The following is a 16,216-nucleotide window of genomic DNA, read 5'->3' on the forward strand; positions in this document are numbered from 1 at the left end:
AGGCTTTGGGGCCGACATTTTTTCAGCAGTGGCAGAGACGTGGCCAGGGCCGGATCAGCCGCGTGGCATGGTCAGTGTCACCGAGCGCCCGGATTTCACGTAACGCAGGTCGCTGGTGCCGATGGCGGCGACGCGCCCGCCGTCCAGCCGGTCGCCGACCTTGACCTTCTTGTAGCTGCCATTGGCCAGGCGCACGAGGGCGCGACGGTTGGAATTGCTGCCGTAGACGCCGATGAGATTGACCTGGCGCATACGCAGCGCGTTCTTTTCGGTTGCGGCCCGCGCAACGGTGGTGGGGGTCGGACCGCTGGGCGCAATGCGCTGGTTGCGGGGCACGGCGACGGCGGCGGAGCGCGTTTCCTGCTGTTCGGCAAGGCGCTGGCTGCGCTGAACGATGCGGTCGAAATTGCGGGGCCGGGCGTTGGGCTTGACCGAGACCTTGACGGCCTGGGCGGTCGCGCCGGCGAAGGGATCGGGGGGCTGGACGGCGGCGGCGGCCTGAAGGGCGGCGTTGACGGCCTCGGGGTCGGGCGAGACGGCTTCGGACGTGGCGGCGGCGGCCGCAGCCGCGGCGGTAGAGGCCGCGGCGGCCTGTTCGGCCAGTTCCTGAGCGCTTTTCGGGCGCAGGCGGGGACGCAGCGAGGCAAGTTCGTCCCGCGTGCGGCCCCCCAGCGTTTCGCGCTGGTTGGTCTCGGACAGGTCGCCGGGCCGGACACGGGGACGCAGCGCGGCGATGCGTTCAAGCGCCTCGATGCGCGCGGCGGCCTCGGCGGGGTCCTCGCCCGGTTGGGCCAGGGTTTCCGCCGGGCGGTCCGGCGGCACGAGCGCGGGCTGACCGGCATAGACCAGAATGCCATCGGGGGTCAGCGCGCCTTCGGGCGTCGGCTGTACCAAGCCACGCGTGTCCATGGTGAACATCGTGTCGGCGGCGGCGGGATCGGCGGGCGTGTCGGGGCGCGTGTCGCCGCGCAGGCTGTCGGGCGTGGGCAGGGCGACCGCATCCTGCTCGACGACCTTGGGATCGATCGAGGTGAGGTAGAAGTCGTCGAGGCTTTGGGTGCCGGGATCGGTGGGCGCCTCGGGGGCGCGTTGCCAGATGCCGGTAACGGCATAACGGGTACGCGCCTGCTGGTCGGTCAGTTCTGCCGGATTCGGTTCTGGCTGCGGATCGGCAAGGGGTGTTTCGGTGCCGTCCGAGGTGACGCCGGGCAGGGCGGCGAGAACGCTTTCGCCGGCATCGGCGTCATCGATCTCGGGCGCGGAGGTGCCGGCGGTGTCGCCGGACGGAAGCTCGGCGTCCGGGGTTGCGGCGATCTGTTCATCGGCGTCGGGGGTGCCGCGCAGCACGCGTGAAATGCCGTCTTCGAGGAAGATCGAGGCCCAGGCGGCCACACCCACGAGGAAGATCAGCAGCACCGCCGTCAGGATCAGGCCCAGAAAGCGCGGCTTGCCCCCGACAGCGGCGGGCTTGCGCGCGCCGAAGACGGTCATGCGCTGGCGTTCCTGCTCGCGCTGGGCCTCGGGCGAGGGGCGTGGGGCGGTGCGCGTGGCCTGGTGCTTGTCGGGCTTGGGCGCCTTGCGGCGCGAGAAGAACGACAGGGCGCCGGAGGGGGACCCCGCCGGGGCTTTGCCCGCGATGGCAGGCGCGGCAAGGGGCGCGTTGGGGGTATCGTCCGGCAGGTCGAAACCCGCCGGTTCGGCACGGTCCGCCATGAAGGCGGGCGGCGGCGGAATATCACCGCCATCGTCCTCTTCTTCGGGGGACGAGTGTGTCGAAACCGCGTCGTCTGACAGATTTGAGGCCGGCGAAGTCAGGCGGGCGTCGTCGGACGGACGCAGCGTGGCGCCGATCCGCGCGGCGGCCTCGTCGGACAAAGCATCCTGCGGCGTGCCGGTGACCTTGGCGGCAGCGGCGTCACTGACCGGGGGCGGCGCGGCGGTGAGCGTGGGCTCGGTGCGCGGCGCCTCACGTGGAGCGGACTCGGGGCTGGGCGCGCTGGTGTCGCGTGTGGCGCCGGTCAGGCGGCGTGGGGCGGTCGGCAACGCGTCGCGCCGGGCGCGAATCGAGCTGAAGGCAACCGGGACGGTGTCTGGCTCTGACAGGGCGTCGGGCACCTCGCCGGTGATGCCGGTCTCTGTGTCCTCGGACGTCGTGCCGGTGTCGGTGTACGCCTCAGCGGTCGCCGGGCCGGGTGTGGGGCTTGGCGGAATGTCCGGGTCCGGCGTTGGCGTCGGAGTGGGCGGAATGTCGGGCTGTGGCGTCGGGGGCACGTCCGGCTGAGGCTCGGGATCGATTTCAGGTTCGATCTCGGGCTCGGGCGCGGGGGGCGTGCCGGGCGCGGGGGGCACTTCGGGCTCGGGCTCGGGCGGCAGGTCGGGTTCCGGCGCGGGGGGCACTTCGGGCTCGGGCCCGGGCGGAAGGTCAGGCTCTGGCGTGGGCGGTATTTCGGGGTCGGGCGTCGACGCGGCTGCGGGCGCGCCCTCCAACTCGGTTTCGGGGGCTGCGGTGGGGGCCGCGCCTGCGGCGGCGCTGTGCAGAGGCGCCGTGCCGATGACCCGGATGGCGGCGGTGTCGCGGTCGATGCGGCCACCTTCGGGCAGAAGAGCCGTTGCGCCGGCCGCCTCGCCGAACCACGGCTCGCCCACGAAATCGCGCCCTTCGGGGACGGCGACGAAGCATAGCGGGTTGAAGCCATGTTCGGTGGCGAAGGCCTCGGCCTCGGCCAGGGTTTCGCGGGCCACGGCGGCGACATGCACTTGCCCTGCGGAAATCGACCAGTCATAGGCCAGATCGTCGACGGCGTAGGGCGTCGCCCCGTCAAGGGCGCGATGCACGGCGGAGGCGATCTCGTCCGCCTCAAGCCCTTCGGAGTCGAATTGGATAAAGCGAATCTGGTCGTTGGGAATGACCAGCTTGGACCGGATCGGGTTGTTGTCGAGCTGTTCCGCCCGCTGGCGAAGCTGCGCGAGCGCGCCGGTCAGGTCGGGCGTGTCGAGGCTGACCTCGCCCACCATGTGCCAGCCGGGGAAGGCACGATGCAGAAGGCTGATGCCTTCGAAGGACAGGGTCAGGGCAAAATTCGGTTTCATTCACAACGCTCTGGCACCACGGACCCGGCAGGGGTGACCCCCTGCCGCAGGTGGATTCTACAGCAGCTTACCGCCGAGGGAAAGGCAAACACCGATCACGATCGGCGCGATCGGCGGAGACCCCCGGCGGTCAGGCGCCCGCCTTGGCCAGCGCCTGTTCGAGATCGGCGATGATGTCGTCGGCATCCTCGCAGCCGATGGAAATGCGCACCACGTTGGGCGCGGCCCCGGCGGCGGTCTGCTGTTCGGGCGTCAACTGCCGGTGGGTGGTGGAGGCCGAATGGATGATGAGCGAGCGCGTGTCGCCGAGGTTGGCGACGTGGCTGAAAAGCTCGAGATTGTCGACCAGCTTGACGCAGCCCTCGTAGCCCGACTTGAGCGCCACCGTGAACAGGCCGCCGGCGCCCTTGGGGCAGACCGTCTTGACGCGCTTGTGGTAGGGCGAGGATTTGAGCCCTGCATAGGTGACGGCCTCGACCGCGTCGTGCTTTTCCAGCCAGGCGGCGACGGTTTCGGCGTTCTCGACGTGTTTCTGCATCCGCAGGGAGAGGGTTTCGATCCCCATCAGGGTGTAGTGGGCCGCCTGGGGGTTCAATGTCATACCGAGGTCGCGCAGACCGATGGCGATGCCGTGGAAGGTGAAGGCAAGCGGGCCGAAGGTCTCGTGGAACTTGAGGCCGTGATAGGCGGGTTCGGGTTCGCTGAGCGAGGGGAACTTGTCGGAGGCGGACCAGTCGAACGTGCCCGAATCCACCACGACGCCGCCGGTGACGGTGCCGTTGCCGGTGAGGAACTTGGTCATGGAATGTACGACCAGCGTCGCGCCATGCTCGATCGGGCGGCAGAGGTAGGGCGTGGCAGAGGTGTTGTCGACAATGAGCGGCAGCCCCGCGGCGTCGGCCACGTCGGCCACGGCGCGCAGGTCGGCGATATGGCCGCCGGGGTTTGCGATGGACTCGCAGAACACCGCGCGGGTGTCGTCGTCGATGGCCGCCTTTATGGCGTCCATGTCGTCGATATCGACGAACTTGGCCGACCAACCGAAGCGTTTGATGGTCTGGCTGAACTGGGTGACCGAGCCGCCATAGAGGCGCGTGGAGACGACCACGTTCTTGCCCGGGCCCATCAGCGGGAACAGCGCCATGATCTGGGCCGCGTGCCCCGACGAGCAGCAGACGGCACCGGCGCCGCCCTCCAGCGTGGCGACGCGTTCCTGAAGCACGGCCACGGTGGGGTTAGTCAGGCGGGAATAGATGAAACCCACTTCCTGGAGGTTGAACAGGGCGGCGGCGTGCTCGGCGTCGCGGAACACGTAGGCCGTGGACTGGTAGATCGGGGTCTGACGCGCACCGGTGGCCGGATCGGGCCGGGCGCCGGCGTGAATTTGCAGCGTGTCGAAGCCGAACTTGTGAATGCGGTCGTCGTCGGACATGGAAAGCCTCCCTTATGGCGTTGCCGAAAGGGGTAGGACAAAGGGCGGCGCAGGACAACTGAATTCCCGCAACGAGACACCGGCGAGGTGCTGGATCAGTCGCCGTAGTTGCCGCTTTGGCCCGGGTAGCCGCCAAGCGGCTCTTCTTGTCCTGCGCATGCGGTCAGCAGACCGATGAAGAGGAGAGAAAACAAAATTCTGGGCATATCTTGCCTTTCTGTATGGTTCGCAAAGGAAACTTGGCGACACACTCACACAAATGAAAAACGGTTAGAGGCGCCGGTGCCTCGCGCCGACACGGCGCTCGGTCGCCGAAAGTGGAGCAGGATGGCAGATCGGCTGTCACATCGCGGCCCGCGCCGCGCGACGGTATCGTCGATCATGTTGCGGTCCTCCTTTTTGCTGGAAAAAGCGAAGGACACTCGTAAATGCATGGGCGACCGTTTCCCGCTGGAACGGCCTCGAATGCCCCGATTAAAGGCGACAGGGCCTCCGAAATCAACAATTATCAGGGGATTTAGCGTTTCGGGCTGCGACCGTAGCGGCCGCGCAGGGCGGGCGCGGTTCCGGTGAGAAGGTAGAACGCGCTTTCCACGATCCGGCGCATCAGGCCGCGCGGGCGGGGCGGTGGCAGATCGTCATCGGGAATGATGTCGAACGCGGAGGGGGAAAGCACCTCCACGTCAGAGGTTTCCAACGCGTCGAGAAAGGCCGCGGCCTCGGCCGCGCGGGAGGTTTCGACCATGATCGGTACGCCGCCCAGGGCGACCGAGAGGTACTGCGCGTTCGAGAGCGTGTGGTAGCCCGGCACGAAGACGCGGAACCCCGCGCCTTCGAGCGCGGCGACAGCCAGAATCGCGTCGGACGGGCCGAAGACCTGCGCGATGCGGGTCAGGCCGGGCACGTCTCGCAAGGCCATCAGCGCATCCAGAAGCCGTTGCGGCGGATGGTGTTGCGGATCGCCTGTTCCTTGCGCGGCATGTTTGCCCGGTCGAAGAGGGCGCGTACCTTGTGACCGCGGCCGTGGTAGATCATGAACTTGATCGCGTCGTAGTTCTTGAGCAGTTTCTTGACCGGGTTGGGCGCGCTGATCTCTTCCAGCAGGGCGACGACATCATCGCTCTCGCGGGCATAGAGCAGCGGCAGCAGGCGGTAATGGCACGTGATCTCGCCGTCGAGCAAACCGTCGGGCAGCGTGTCGCGCCCGCCGCCAAGCGAATGGATGACGAGCGGCAGCGCCACCTGGTCGAGCCAGGGATCGAGCGACTGGCAGACCAGTTCGGGGGGCGGGTCGTCGCGGATCGCCAGCGCATAGTCGAGGAAACGCTGGCCGAAGACATGCGGGCATTTGTAGAAGAAGAACCCGGCGTTGAAATAAAGATAGCGGCGCCAGTACTCGTCAGGCAGGGACGTGTCGAGCGACGACTCGAAATCGAGGCCGAACTTGTCATAGAGCGATTTCCATGTAGCCGTGTAGCCCGGGCCGTAAAGTTCTATTTCGGGCCAGGTGCCTTCGCGGCGAAGCGAGGCGGTGGGGCGGTCGAAGTCGAAGGGCACGCGGGCGAGCTCGCCGGTGATGAGCGTGTCGGTGTCGAAGAACACGAACGGCTCGTCCTTGGGCAGGGCGGTCAGGCATTCGATTTTGTTGCCGTAGGGATAGGCCTGTCCGAAATGCCGGGACTGGAACGGAACGATCTCGGCATCGTAGCTTTCCAGCAGAGCGCGGATGTCGCCGCGCATGGTCGGGTCGTTCTTCCACAGCGGGCCGGGCTGTGGTTCGGCCACGAACAGGCGGCCGGAAAATTCGGGGCTGCGGGCGCGCAGGGAGGCGGCGAAAAGCACCGCCTCGAACTGAAGCCGCCCGGCGTGGCCCACCACCACGATATTGAACGCTTGGTTTTTCGCCTTTTTCGCGGCCATACTTTGGTCACGCCTGCCTGAACTGCCATTTGCGGCCAGTATAGGAGCCGCGTTGCGCTTGCGCGAGAGGCAGTTGCGCAGATTTTTGAAAGGAAAGGTATTTTCGGATGATAGATTGGTTTTTCATCGGCCTGGCCGTGGCACTGGGCGGCGGCGAGGGGAGCGCAAGCGGGAGCGATGCCGCACAGGCGGGGGCGAATGAGGCTGCGCCGTCCGCGGGGTTCGAGGCCGAGGACCAGACGCCCAGCGGCAAGTTCACCACCGCCGCTGAGATCAGGCCGATCATCGAGGCCACGCGCGGCAACTGGGTGGCGGTGCGCGAGTACGATGGCCAGGACCTGTTGTACCTGACACATCTGCTGAGCTGGCGTTGCGGAATGCACCAAGTCAGTGTCGCCGTGAATGGCGGTGCGATGGAGATCTGGGACATGCCGGTCTGCCAGACCAAGACCGCTGCGCCCAATGCATTCCCGGACGGCGCGGTCATCTACAAGAGCTTCGGTCTGGGCGAGATCGAGAGTATCGCGGTCGAGATCCTGTATGACGACCTTGGCACGGCCGAGGGATTGTTCGGGCGGAAAGAGGTTTTGATGCCCTGAGCGCGCAGGTCTTTCTTGCCCCGCGCCCGCGGTTTTGCGAAAACCTTGGGGAACAGGGCGTCTTCAAATCGGCGGCGGCATGCCTATATTGATGTTAAGGCGATTAACTTTACGCGAAAGGGAACGGTGATGGCGAATTTGGACGCGCAGGTGCGCGAAAGTCAGGAGCAGGTCGCATCGGCGCAGGCGAAGATCGCCGAGCTGACCAGCAAGATCGAAAGCGCCCGGTCCAAGATCAAGGGCGGCGAGGATGCAAGCCTCGATATCGAGAACGCGACGCTGGACGAGGTGCACGCCCATACCGAGACGATGAACGCCAACATCGCCGAGCTGATCATGGGGCTGGACGATGTGACGGCGGGGTTTTCGCGCGACTTCGACGAGATGCGCAACAAGACCGGCTGGGAAAGCTTTGTGGGCATCTTCAGCCGCCACAAGGCCGACAGTATGCGCCAGGACCGCATTCGCACCGCCAGCATCGACGATAAGTTGCAGGACCTGATCTCGAAATCCGACATCATCGTGCAATTGCTGGAAGGCCAGCTGCGCACGCTGGAAGAGCACAAGGTGAAGGTGGAAACGAACCTGACCGAGACGCTGGACGAGCGCGAGGCGACGGTGGGCGAACTGGAGACGCTGCGCGCGGATATCCAGGCGATGGACCCCAAGATCATCGAGCTGGAAAACAAGATCGCCAACGAAACCGACGCGGCGGCCCGCACCAAGCTGGAAAGCGAGCTGGCCGAGATGAACGCCAAGTACAACGAGATGGTGCAGCAGGAGCAGGTCAAGCTGGCCAAGTCGCAGACGCTCGAGCGCTATATCGAGAAGGGCAAAACCTGGGTCGATTCGCTGCAAAACCAGGCGGCGACTCAGATGGTGCTGATCAACAAGTTGCAGACCGACACCAAGCAGCGCGTTGTGCTGTACGATGCACTGACCAAGTCGCTGAAGACCGCACAGCAGCAGGACGTGGCGCACCGGATCAACGAGATCGGGGTCAAGACCGACCAGGAGGCGCAGAGCGCCATGGCCGGGATCGGCGCGGCCACCAACCAGAAGATGGCCGACATGCTGGAGGCGCACGAGGATCACATGGTCTTTGCCCGCGAGGTGCTGGAGGCCAAGGCCAAGGCGGACGAGCGGTTCGCGCGGCGGTTTGCCAAGATCATCGAGAAGCATGACGCCAACGCGTATGGCGGCTAAGGCATGGGGCTGGGAACGCTTGCCATTGTTCTGTCTTTCGTCTGCCTGGTTGTGTCGTTCGTATTCACCGTCCCTGCCTGGGTGAACCTTGCCGGTATGGGCTTTGGCGTTGCGGGTCTGTTGCTGATCAGCAGGGGGCGCCGGAATGGCGGCAAGGGGTCGTGAGAGCGATGTCCAAAGAGCGCATATCCGGCATGGTTTTACTAATCGGCATCTTGGCGTCGGGTGGCGTGGCGCTGGGCGGCCACAGGTTGGGACATGACGAGATGATGGCCTATGGCATCATCGGGATGATCGTTCTGGCGGTCTGGGCATTCGTGAAGCCCGGCGCCGGGTCTGGTGATGCGGGCTATTCCAGCTTTGATAGTGACGGAGCTGGTGGGGCGGGTGACGGTGGCGGGGGAGGTGAATGACCGCCGACGCCCCGACCTCCGAACGCGCTGCTTTGACCGACCTTTTCGCGTCGCGGCGCTACTTCGCCAAGTTCGAGCGGATCACGGCGCATCTGAACCGAGTGGCCGCGGTGATGCAGGCCGAAAGCAGTCTGAGTAAGCAGGAGGTCGAGGTTCTGACGACCTATGTTCAGGGCATCGCCTATACGTTCAAGGCGCTGAGCATGAAGTACCTGCTGGTCGGGCGCGACACCGGGCAGTTTTTCGGCTCGCTGGCGATGGACGTGACCGAAAGCGGCTTTCCCATGTTTTCGGAACTGATGGTGATGGCCAATGACGCGGCGCAGGCGCGGCGGCACCTGGACGGGATGCCGGATACTGAGACATTGAAGCGCGAGATGGTCGAGCAGATCATTTCCGAACGGACGATCCCGACGCGGTTGCAATTCGCGCTGTCACAGCGGCTGTATTACGAGGAAATGCTGCGCGGGCATCTGTTCTGGGCGCAGAACGATCCGCAGGTCCAATGGGTGAGCGGGCTGGACGAGCGGCGGCGATACCTTTTGCACTGGGCGGTCTATGACAGCCAGGTGAACCTGCCGACGATCTACCTGATGGAGGTCGAGGACACGGGCCGCGCGCCCCTGGGCAAGGACGAGCGGCGCTGGCCTGAAGTGCAGGCGCATCTGATGGCGCAGTCCCTGGGCGGGCTGAAGCTGCTGACCATTGCCAAGGGGTTCGACCAGAGTTTCGACGACCTGCATCCCAAGCGGATGCGGCGGTTTCACGTAGGGCCGATGTACAGCCACGCGTTCACCCGCCAGTCAGGCCCGCTGCGCGAGGTGTTGGCGCAGGCGGATGCGCCGGTGGGGCAGGACTGGGCTCTGGCCTGGACGGACGAAGTGCTGGAAAGCGAGCGCGTGATCGAGGAGCGCGCGGGCTGGTTCGGAACGGTGGAGCGCGAGGTCTTCGCGCTTGACCCGTTTTCCGGGCAGGGGGCCGAGACCGGGGCGACACGGATGGAGCGCAGCATCATCCTGCCGGAGCGGCCCTATCAGGTGCTGGCCGAGAAGACCCCACCGGGGTTTTCGTCGGTCACCAAGTACGTGGTCAGCCCGGGAGGGCGGGTGCTCAGATATTGAACGCGAGGTGGGGTGAAACCCCACCCTACGCCAGAATTGTAGGGTGGGTTTCAAACCCACCATTGGGGAGAAGACGATGAGCCTGACGGCAGACACGATGGAGTTGCGCGAAGAGGATATCGCAAAGCATTACGCGGCGGCGGCGGCGATGCTGGCGGGGTTCGACCATACGCCCCGGATCGCCAAGCCGGCGGAGGCGGCGCAGGAGGAAAAGTCGGCCGGGCTGGGCACGCGGCGGCGGTTTCGCACCACGACGCCGGGGCTGGTGACACGCTCGACCGCGCGGCCCGAGGGCGTGCACCTGGTAGAGCGGATCGAGGCGGCGGATGGCGACGACCCGCTGGTGAGCCCGATGCAGGCGACGGTGCTGCACGGGTTGCGGCGTGCCATTGCCATCGCGCTGGCCGTGGGCGAGCAGTTTTCCGACGCCACCGGGCTGGCGGATCTGCGGCGGGCAAACCTGGCCGGATCGCTGGGCGCGGATCGCAAGACCGAGTTCACCGAGCTATTGGGGGCCGAGGCGCTGGCGGTTGGGCATGTGTTTGCCAATGCGACGGCGTTCCTGCTGGCGCCACATCGGTCCGAGGTGAGCGTGGAAGTGGGCGAGGTCGAGGAGGTTTTGACCGACAATTCGCAGCTCGCTCTGCATGGCGCTCTATGGGAGCTGGACCAGGATATCGCGGCCCATGCCGGTGACGATGCGCGGCTGGTGGCGACGGTCAGCGCCTTTGCCGAGCAGTTGATGGAAAAGATCGCGCTGCGCGCCCAGAATGCCGGGCGGTTGAGCGCCTTCACCGGGGCAAGCTGGCGCGTGGAGGCGGATGATTTCACCATTCGCGGCTTTGATGCCGCATCGAAGGGCAAGTCCACGACCCTGACGATGGCGTTCAAACAGCCGCACGAGGTGGTGGGCAACCATATCGCCAAGTACCAGGCGCTGAAGCTCAGCAAGATGCTGATGGCCTATGATTTCGAACGAAAGCTGAACCCTTTCGCGGAACTGGGCGGCTTCATCTTTACCTTCATGGGCGACGGCAAGCCGGGCACGGGCAAGACGACGCTGATCCAGATGATGGCGGGGCTGATCAAGGGATACTGCGACAACGTTGGCTACCCCTTCCGGTACCAGAACCTGTCGACCGAAAGCATCGACAGCTACCAGGGCAAGTCGGCGCAGAATGCCAAGGCTTTCATCAACAACGTGATCGATCCCGGAGTGATCGGGTTCGGCACGATCGACGATATCGACCAGCTGGCGGGCAAGCGGGGCGATCGGCAATCGAGCGCGGGGCAGCTGGAGATCACCGCCGTGCTGATGGAGAGCTTTGCCGGGGCCAATACCGTGGTGCGGGGGAATTGCACCTTCGGGATGTTCTCGAACTATCCCGAAAACGTGGATGACGCGCTGCGCCAGAGGGCGGGCGCACGGTTCCTGGTGGACGGGCCGCAGACGCGGGAGGATTACATCGACATCCTCTACTTGCTGATGGGCAAGAACCACGACATCCCGCTGGGCCAGCATGAAGTCTATGCCGCGCAGGAGATCAAGAAGGCCGTGGCAGCCTCGTTCGAGAGCCACGCCAAGCCCCATGAGGAGGGTCTGATCCGGGTCTATGAGCGGGTGGAGAAGGAGATCGGCACGCTGGATACTATTGCCAAGCTGGGGACATATCTGAAGGGGATCCAGGAGGCGGATGAACGCTTTACGGGCCGCGCGATCAAGAACATCACCGACGCGGTGAAAGTGCGGGCGATGGATTTCGAGCTGCCCGATGAATGGATGGAAAAGCCCGACCTGTTCCTGTTCAAGTCCTACGACGAGAAAATGGGGATGATCGAGGAACTGCGCCAGCCGATTACGGTCGAGATGGTTGTTCAGGAGATCAACCGATACGCGGATTCCGAGTTCCGCTATGCGGACAAGTCGGACGAGGTGGCAATCGAGACCATGGTGCGCGAGTTTGGACGCACGGAGGAGGCGAAGCGGCGGTACATGGCGGCGAAGAAATGACAGATTTCGGCGTCATCATTAATGCCTACGCCTTGGCGCTCGGCCTATTGGGCGCGTGTATGATTTACGTGGGCCTCTCCGCCGGGGTCCGGTTTTCAAACGGTGCGCGCTTTTCCGTTTTCGTCGTCGTCTCTCTCTGTGCTGCGATCTGCGCGATTTTCGTGGCAGCCCGTTTTGGGCAAGCTGTGTTGTCGGATGTGCAGTTTCTGTATTCGGTCACCGGTGATATTTCGCGGCCGGAGGTCCATGAATTCAAAGACAACCTGTCGGGTGTGCCGTGGTTCGCGGCTGTTTTCGCCGGTTTTTTCTGGGCATGGCAGGTGGTTCGCTTCGAACGCCGGCTCGAGAATTCCGAAGGCAGGCAGATTGCATGAACGAGGATCAGGTCACACTTGTTAACACTGGCCTGCCGCTGCTGATCATCGGCGGGTTTGCGGCTTTGTTGCCGTGGCTGTTGACGCCGCGGGGAACGCGGTCGCATGGGCGGGTTCTGGTTGCGGTCGTCGCGTCGGCTGGTCTGCTGCTGGGTTTGAGCGCTGGGATCTTCGCGCTGTTCGACAGGCGCAGTCTGCTGGGCGGGCAGGGGCTTGCCGGTCAGGGCGCGGTGGTGTGGATGTACCTGCGGACCTCGCTGGCAGCGGTGGTGGTGTGGGGGCCGGTGCTTGTCTTCACGTGGCTGGGCCTGGCGCAGCGGGTGGAGCGGTTAAGGAACCGCGATATCGTGCGGGGGGAAGCGTGATGGGAATGCGCCCGAAAGGAGAGGCCCCGGATCGGGTCCGGGGCGCGGGGGCGCTTGGGGCGGGCCGGGGATGGTGGGTTGGAAACCCACCCTACGGAGGTGGTGCATGGAACGTCTGATCAAGTCCGGCCTGATGTTCGGCAACCTGGTGCATGTGGCGAGTCCGGCGCTGGTGGAGCGGTATAACCGGGCGTTGAAGCATCTGACGGGAAAGACCACCAGCCTCACGGATTTCTACGTCGATATCTCGGGCTATTCGCCGGAGGTGGGGCATGAGTTGGGCGATGACCTTTACCTCAACCATGCGGGGGTGAACCGGCAGTTCATCCTGCTGACCACGGAGCAGAAACGTTCGCCGCTTCTGAATGCGCAGTTCTCGACCTCGCGCGGGATCCTGAAGCAGTTCATCGAAGAGAACGAGCCCGCGCTTTTCGCGCTGACGGCGCGGGATGCGGTGGCGGGCGAGTTGGTGAACTCGGTCTACGACATGTCGAGCCCCGCGCGGCTGTTCGATATCCGGCGCATCAAGATCGAGGCGGATACCACCAACGGCGCGCTGCGGCAGGCGGAAAAGCTGGATGAAAGGGTCGAGCGGTTCATGTCGGAAGAGGACGCGTGGTTCGACGACGTGCTGATTGCCGAGATGATCGAGCTTGCGGGGCAGACCGGCGACGTGCTGCGTAACCCCATCGACCTGAAGGAAATGAGTTTCGAGCAGCGCAATTACTGGACCAGTCATTTCGGCGGGGTGTACCTGTTTCAAGACCTGGAGTTGCCCGGCGTGATCTGTGCCCAAGACAAGACGCCGTTCGAGGGTGGGCGGGTCGAGTACGTGTTTGACCTGAGCGAGCGCAACCGGGTGGCCAATTTCCTTGACCTCAACGGTCTGGTGGAGCCCATCGTCAAGGCGCGCGGCATCGACGCGGCGGCGATCTTGCGGCAGAAGATGGATTTCGTGCTGGTCGACGCGCTGGCCGGGGAAGGCGTGGAGTTCGCAGGCCGCACCCGGGCCGAGATGCGCCGGCTGGCGCGGCGGCATTCGGACCTTCTGCCTGAAGAGTTCCACACGCTCAACGCTCTGTTGAACTGGGCCGAGAATGGCGGGCCGTGGCCGGTGATCACCTCGGACAACCCGGCCTATTTCTACACGCTGCGGGCGGCGGCGCACAAGGACGCGGAGCTGGTGAACATGCTGCTTGCGGAACTGGCGCCGAAGGATGTGCGGCAATTGTTCATCTGTCACAAGAGCCTTTTTTATCGCCGCTACGAGACTTGGGCGGACACCAAACGCGCCTATGTCGTCGATTTCCTGCTGAACGAATACCAGGTGGACAAGCTGGGCACGCGCGCGGCACTCTTTGGGCACGACGCGCCGATGGAAGAGCCCGCGCCGCCCGTAGCGAAGGACCCGGCGGCGGACCTGGAGGCGGTGGTGGCGCGGGTCGGTCCCTGGGGGCCGGTGACGCGCCGGGCGGGCAGCAAGGGAAAGGGATAGCACATGGCGGCACTGGCACGGCTTCTGATCATCGGGTTCATCGTCTGCACGATCCTGTACGTGGTGCTGTCGCTTTATTCGCGGAGCGTGCGCAAGGGCAAGCTGCGCGAATGGTGGGAGGAGGAAGGCCGGCCTGGCGATCTCGACGCCTATATCGAGAAGGGGCTGGAGGAGTATGATGGCTCGCTGAGGCGCAGGCTGATCCTGGGTGTCTATGTGGTGCCGTTCAGCATCGTGGCCGCGATCATCTATTTCACGAACTTTCACTAAGGGGCGGGGCGATGGTGTATCTGAAGTGGCTTTTCTGGGCAGTTTTCTGGGTGCTGGTGGCGGCGTTCTTTCACTATACGCTGCCGCAGACCGATATCGTGCGGGTCACGGATACCTATGAAAAGCGCATAGATTTCGGCGAGAACAGCCTGTTCTGGGCCAGCCCCGATGCCGGAAATGACGCCACGGCGATCAACCGGGATGTGTTTTTCATCCAGACGGTGCGGGCGGATGGCAGCACCATGGTCTATCGCAACGAGGACACAAGCTGGGGCTGGCCGCCCTATTTCAAGTTCGACACATCGAATTTGCAAGCCGAGGCGGCGGACCTGAAATCGACCTCGGAGGCACCGCGCTGGGCCGCGCTGAAGCATTACGGGTGGCGCAACGAGTTCCTGTCGATCTTTCCCAACGGGGTGAGCATCTGGCCAGTGGCGGGCCCGGACGTGGGCAAGCCGTTTCCATGGCTGAACATCCTGATCCTGGCGGCGTTCGGGCTGGTGGCCTATGGCGTCTGGCGGCTGTGGCGGCGGTTCCGCGCGCGGCGCCTCGACCCGGTCTGGGACGGGGTCGAGGCGCGGTTCGACGCGGCGGGCAATGCGCTGGAGGACCGGCGAGGCCGGGTCCGGCGCTGGCTGGATACCTGGCGGCCCAAGGACAAACGCAAGGGCTGAAGCGCGGAGAGTGCCGCCTCAGGCGGCGTGAGTGTGTCCGGCGTCGGAGGTGCGGCCTTCGTCAGTGACGCGCATCGAGTCTGTGACCCATTGCGGCAACACCAGAGGCGCGAGCGGGTTCGGCGCGCCGCGCAGCACGTTCTCGCGCAGGCGGGCGACCATGTCGGTACGTTTCGACTGGCTGCCCGACATGATGTGCAAAAGCGCCTCGACCTGCATCGCATCAAGCTGTGGCTGCGGTTGCGCGGGATGCAGGGTGAAGGGCGCGGGATCGAGTCCGATATCGCGCAGGAAGCTGCGCAGGTAGGTCTCTGGCCCGAGCTTGATCCGCTCGAACTGGCGCGACTTGACCTGGAGGTCGGGGTGCAGCCCGGCAAGCTCTTGTTCCAGCGCCGGAAAGTTGATCGAGTTGAAGTTCACGCTGCGGCAGAACTGCTCCAGCGTCATGGCGACCTGGTTCTGACGGATCGCGTCGGAGTAGAGGCTGAGCAGGTAGCTTTCGGCGTTGCGGGTGTAGAGCAGCAGGCGTGTGTCTTCGAGCGGCAGGCCGGCCTGGGCCTGTTGCAGGTTGGTCGCGGCCTGCGGGTAGAAGCTGGGGTGCGACTGGTTCCACATCAGGCTGTGTGTCATCGAGGGGCCGAGCCGGTGCTCGTCCGAGATGAGAACGGTCTGTGCTCCAGCCTTGGTGGCGGCCTGCGTGATAGCGGCATTGATAGCTTTGAAATCGCCGATATCGTGCGGGGTGGAGCCGGGCCTGTGCCGGCGGCGGATCATGCGCACCTGGCGGCGCAGGAATTTGGGGGTTTCCGCGTTCACGTAGAAAACGCCCTGAGCGCGCAACTGGTTGAGATTTGCTGAAAGGTTCTGCTGCAAGAGCAATGGCGCCGTCCGGTGGACGCCCAGATGGATTACGTATTTCATGGACCTGCCCGGTGCCTGTTTTGTATTTTTATGAGCGTAGTGTAGCGCATGACGCGGAATCGCGCAACATTTCGCCGATATCATCCAGTGCCGATTATTCTGCGAATAATCGGAGGGCCGCGGTGCGGTGCAGGGGTGCAGATTATTCTGCGAATAATCTGACGCGGCGCGTGGGGCGTGCGGTCGCGTTTTCGATGATCGGATATCGGGGAGAATGGTGGGCGACCTAGGAATCGAACCTAGCGTGCGTCTCCGCGAGGGAGTTACAGTCCCCTGCCACACCTTGCGGCCTGTCGCCCACTGAGGCGCGTGTTTAGAAGCGGGC

At 64.7% G+C, this 16,216-nt stretch carries 16 protein-coding genes and 1 tRNA gene; 10 read left to right on the forward strand and 7 right to left on the reverse strand.

Features of this window, described 5'->3' with window-relative positions; all coding sequences use genetic code 11:
• Window positions 1-54 precede the first annotated feature (54 nt).
• The 5 genes from XM53_RS23040 to XM53_RS09955 all read right to left on the reverse strand — a co-directional run bounded on the left by XM53_RS23040 (window position 55) and on the right by XM53_RS09955 (window position 6,442).
• Entirely contained in the window at window positions 55-3,090 is a 3,036-nt protein-coding gene (locus tag XM53_RS23040; protein WP_057792828.1) for a hypothetical protein, read from the reverse strand.
• A 130-nt stretch (window positions 3,091-3,220) separates the two neighbouring features.
• Window positions 3,221-4,522 carry an O-acetylhomoserine aminocarboxypropyltransferase/cysteine synthase family protein gene (locus XM53_RS09945; RefSeq protein WP_057792829.1) on the reverse strand — a complete coding sequence of 434 codons (1,302 nt, stop codon included), beginning with the start codon at window positions 4,520-4,522 and terminating at the stop codon, window positions 3,221-3,223.
• A gap of 251 nt (window positions 4,523-4,773) precedes the next feature.
• A complete protein-coding gene (locus XM53_RS23910) occupies window positions 4,774-4,905 on the reverse strand; it encodes a hypothetical protein (RefSeq protein WP_268873921.1) in 132 nt (43 codons plus the stop codon).
• A 134-nt stretch (window positions 4,906-5,039) separates the two neighbouring features.
• Window positions 5,040-5,441, reverse strand: a complete 402-nt coding sequence (locus XM53_RS09950; RefSeq protein ID WP_057792832.1) for a hypothetical protein — start codon at window positions 5,439-5,441, stop codon at window positions 5,040-5,042.
• Entirely contained in the window at window positions 5,441-6,442 is a 1,002-nt protein-coding gene (locus tag XM53_RS09955; RefSeq protein ID WP_057792834.1) for a hypothetical protein, read from the reverse strand. Before XM53_RS09955 ends, XM53_RS09950 begins: the two co-directional genes overlap by 1 nt.
• Before the next feature lie 107 nt (window positions 6,443-6,549).
• Between XM53_RS09955 and XM53_RS09960 the strand changes: the two genes are divergently transcribed.
• The 10 genes from XM53_RS09960 (at window position 6,550) to XM53_RS10005 (ending at window position 14,970) form a co-directional block, all read left to right on the forward strand.
• Complete coding sequence (locus XM53_RS09960) at window positions 6,550-7,041, forward strand: hypothetical protein (RefSeq protein ID WP_144435503.1); 492 nt, start codon at window positions 6,550-6,552, stop codon at window positions 7,039-7,041.
• 129 nt (window positions 7,042-7,170) lie between these two features.
• Window positions 7,171-8,247: a coiled-coil domain-containing protein gene (locus tag XM53_RS09965; RefSeq protein ID WP_057792836.1), complete on the forward strand. Its 1,077-nt coding sequence runs from the start codon at window positions 7,171-7,173 to the stop codon at window positions 8,245-8,247.
• Between the two features lie 170 nt (window positions 8,248-8,417).
• Complete coding sequence (locus XM53_RS09970) at window positions 8,418-8,660, forward strand: hypothetical protein (RefSeq protein ID WP_144435504.1); 243 nt, start codon at window positions 8,418-8,420, stop codon at window positions 8,658-8,660.
• The gene (locus XM53_RS09975; protein WP_057792840.1) at window positions 8,657-9,781 is read left to right on the forward strand and encodes a hypothetical protein; all 1,125 of its coding nucleotides are present in this window, start codon (window positions 8,657-8,659) and stop codon (window positions 9,779-9,781) included. Before XM53_RS09970 ends, XM53_RS09975 begins: the two co-directional genes overlap by 4 nt.
• Window positions 9,782-9,857: 76 nt before the next feature.
• Window positions 9,858-11,792 carry an AAA family ATPase gene (locus XM53_RS09980; RefSeq protein WP_057792843.1) on the forward strand — a complete coding sequence of 645 codons (1,935 nt, stop codon included), beginning with the start codon at window positions 9,858-9,860 and terminating at the stop codon, window positions 11,790-11,792.
• Window positions 11,789-12,166 carry a hypothetical protein gene (locus XM53_RS09985; protein WP_057792845.1) on the forward strand — a complete coding sequence of 126 codons (378 nt, stop codon included), beginning with the start codon at window positions 11,789-11,791 and terminating at the stop codon, window positions 12,164-12,166. Before XM53_RS09980 ends, XM53_RS09985 begins: the two co-directional genes overlap by 4 nt.
• The gene (locus tag XM53_RS09990) at window positions 12,163-12,531 is read left to right on the forward strand and encodes a hypothetical protein (RefSeq protein ID WP_057792847.1); all 369 of its coding nucleotides are present in this window, start codon (window positions 12,163-12,165) and stop codon (window positions 12,529-12,531) included. Before XM53_RS09985 ends, XM53_RS09990 begins: the two co-directional genes overlap by 4 nt.
• A gap of 106 nt (window positions 12,532-12,637) precedes the next feature.
• Entirely contained in the window at window positions 12,638-14,026 is a 1,389-nt protein-coding gene (locus XM53_RS09995; RefSeq protein ID WP_057792849.1) for a DUF6638 family protein, read from the forward strand.
• Between the two features lie 3 nt (window positions 14,027-14,029).
• Window positions 14,030-14,296 carry a hypothetical protein gene (locus XM53_RS10000; RefSeq protein ID WP_057792851.1) on the forward strand — a complete coding sequence of 89 codons (267 nt, stop codon included), beginning with the start codon at window positions 14,030-14,032 and terminating at the stop codon, window positions 14,294-14,296.
• Between the two features lie 11 nt (window positions 14,297-14,307).
• The gene (locus XM53_RS10005; protein ID WP_057792853.1) at window positions 14,308-14,970 is read left to right on the forward strand and encodes a DUF1523 family protein; all 663 of its coding nucleotides are present in this window, start codon (window positions 14,308-14,310) and stop codon (window positions 14,968-14,970) included.
• A gap of 18 nt (window positions 14,971-14,988) precedes the next feature.
• On the opposite strand, the gene XM53_RS10010 is transcribed toward XM53_RS10005, so the two are convergent.
• The gene (locus XM53_RS10010) at window positions 14,989-15,891 is read right to left on the reverse strand and encodes a hypothetical protein (protein ID WP_057792855.1); all 903 of its coding nucleotides are present in this window, start codon (window positions 15,889-15,891) and stop codon (window positions 14,989-14,991) included.
• 215 nt (window positions 15,892-16,106) lie between these two features.
• A tRNA-Tyr gene (locus tag XM53_RS23350) sits at window positions 16,107-16,190 on the reverse strand.
• Between the last annotated feature and the right edge of the window lie 26 nt (window positions 16,191-16,216).

The sequence above is a fragment of the Roseovarius atlanticus genome (assembly GCF_001441615.1).
Classification (GTDB): Bacteria; Pseudomonadota; Alphaproteobacteria; order Rhodobacterales; family Rhodobacteraceae; genus Roseovarius; species Roseovarius atlanticus.

Excerpts from the sequence above, each read along its gene's own strand:
- XM53_RS23040 (WP_057792828.1), bottom strand. The coding sequence starts at position 3,090 with ATGAAACCGAATTTTGCCCTGACCCTGTCCTTCGAAGGCATCAGCCTT.
- XM53_RS09945 (WP_057792829.1), bottom strand. The coding sequence starts at position 4,522 with ATGTCCGACGACGACCGCATTCACAAGTTCGGCTTCGACACGCTGCAA.
- XM53_RS23910 (WP_268873921.1), bottom strand. The coding sequence starts at position 4,905 with ATGATCGACGATACCGTCGCGCGGCGCGGGCCGCGATGTGACAGCCGA.
- XM53_RS09950 (WP_057792832.1), bottom strand. The coding sequence starts at position 5,441 with ATGGCCTTGCGAGACGTGCCCGGCCTGACCCGCATCGCGCAGGTCTTC.
- XM53_RS09955 (WP_057792834.1), bottom strand. The coding sequence starts at position 6,442 with ATGGCCGCGAAAAAGGCGAAAAACCAAGCGTTCAATATCGTGGTGGTG.
- XM53_RS09960 (WP_144435503.1), top strand. The coding sequence starts at position 6,550 with ATGATAGATTGGTTTTTCATCGGCCTGGCCGTGGCACTGGGCGGCGGC.
- XM53_RS09965 (WP_057792836.1), top strand. The coding sequence starts at position 7,171 with ATGGCGAATTTGGACGCGCAGGTGCGCGAAAGTCAGGAGCAGGTCGCA.
- XM53_RS09970 (WP_144435504.1), top strand. The coding sequence starts at position 8,418 with ATGTCCAAAGAGCGCATATCCGGCATGGTTTTACTAATCGGCATCTTG.
- XM53_RS09975 (WP_057792840.1), top strand. The coding sequence starts at position 8,657 with ATGACCGCCGACGCCCCGACCTCCGAACGCGCTGCTTTGACCGACCTT.
- XM53_RS09980 (WP_057792843.1), top strand. The coding sequence starts at position 9,858 with ATGAGCCTGACGGCAGACACGATGGAGTTGCGCGAAGAGGATATCGCA.
- XM53_RS09985 (WP_057792845.1), top strand. The coding sequence starts at position 11,789 with ATGACAGATTTCGGCGTCATCATTAATGCCTACGCCTTGGCGCTCGGC.
- XM53_RS09990 (WP_057792847.1), top strand. The coding sequence starts at position 12,163 with ATGAACGAGGATCAGGTCACACTTGTTAACACTGGCCTGCCGCTGCTG.
- XM53_RS09995 (WP_057792849.1), top strand. The coding sequence starts at position 12,638 with ATGGAACGTCTGATCAAGTCCGGCCTGATGTTCGGCAACCTGGTGCAT.
- XM53_RS10000 (WP_057792851.1), top strand. The coding sequence starts at position 14,030 with ATGGCGGCACTGGCACGGCTTCTGATCATCGGGTTCATCGTCTGCACG.
- XM53_RS10005 (WP_057792853.1), top strand. The coding sequence starts at position 14,308 with ATGGTGTATCTGAAGTGGCTTTTCTGGGCAGTTTTCTGGGTGCTGGTG.
- XM53_RS10010 (WP_057792855.1), bottom strand. The coding sequence starts at position 15,891 with ATGAAATACGTAATCCATCTGGGCGTCCACCGGACGGCGCCATTGCTC.